Raw genomic sequence first — 505 nt, forward strand, 5'->3', positions numbered from 1 at the left:
GTGTTAAAAGGTGCAGGAACGCTGGTTTTTGATGGTGTCAGAATGTATGTGTGCCTCGCAGGTAATCCGGGCATGGCGACGGGCGGAATGGGTGACGTACTTTCTGGTGTGATTGGCGCACTGCTTGCCAAAGGTTTACCGATCTCTATCGCAGCGCGATTAGGAGTCATGATTCATAGCCACGCAGCCGATCTCAATGCAGAAAAACATGGAGAAGTGGGATTATTAGCCACAGATGTCGTGGAGACTCTTCGCGCTGCGACTCATATTCAGCGAGCGAAAAACTGAATCTCGGGCGAAAATGTGACTTTAAAAGTGAAATTTGTTTAATGATCTTCGAGATGTATACGCGAGATTGAAGGTTAACCGGTTGAGTTTTAATCAGGTTTGAGAGGTATATCGGCCAAGGTAAAAGTGAATGACGCAAAGGTTTGCGCAATGGATTAGCTTTTAGGTTTTCTTAAGTTGTTGAATTTGTTAATTAAGAAGAAAAAAGAGTGTCTTG

General features: G+C 44.2%; 1 protein-coding gene. It reads left to right on the forward strand.

The window, feature by feature from the left end; translation table 11 throughout:
* A partial coding sequence (locus R8O10_RS27765; protein ID WP_318192299.1) for an NAD(P)H-hydrate dehydratase occupies positions 1–288 on the forward strand: 288 nt, incomplete at its 5' end.
* Positions 289–505 lie beyond the last annotated feature (217 nt).

This window comes from Vibrio sp. 1727 (genome assembly GCF_033344415.1).
GTDB classification, from domain to species: domain Bacteria; phylum Pseudomonadota; class Gammaproteobacteria; order Enterobacterales; family Vibrionaceae; genus Vibrio; species Vibrio alginolyticus.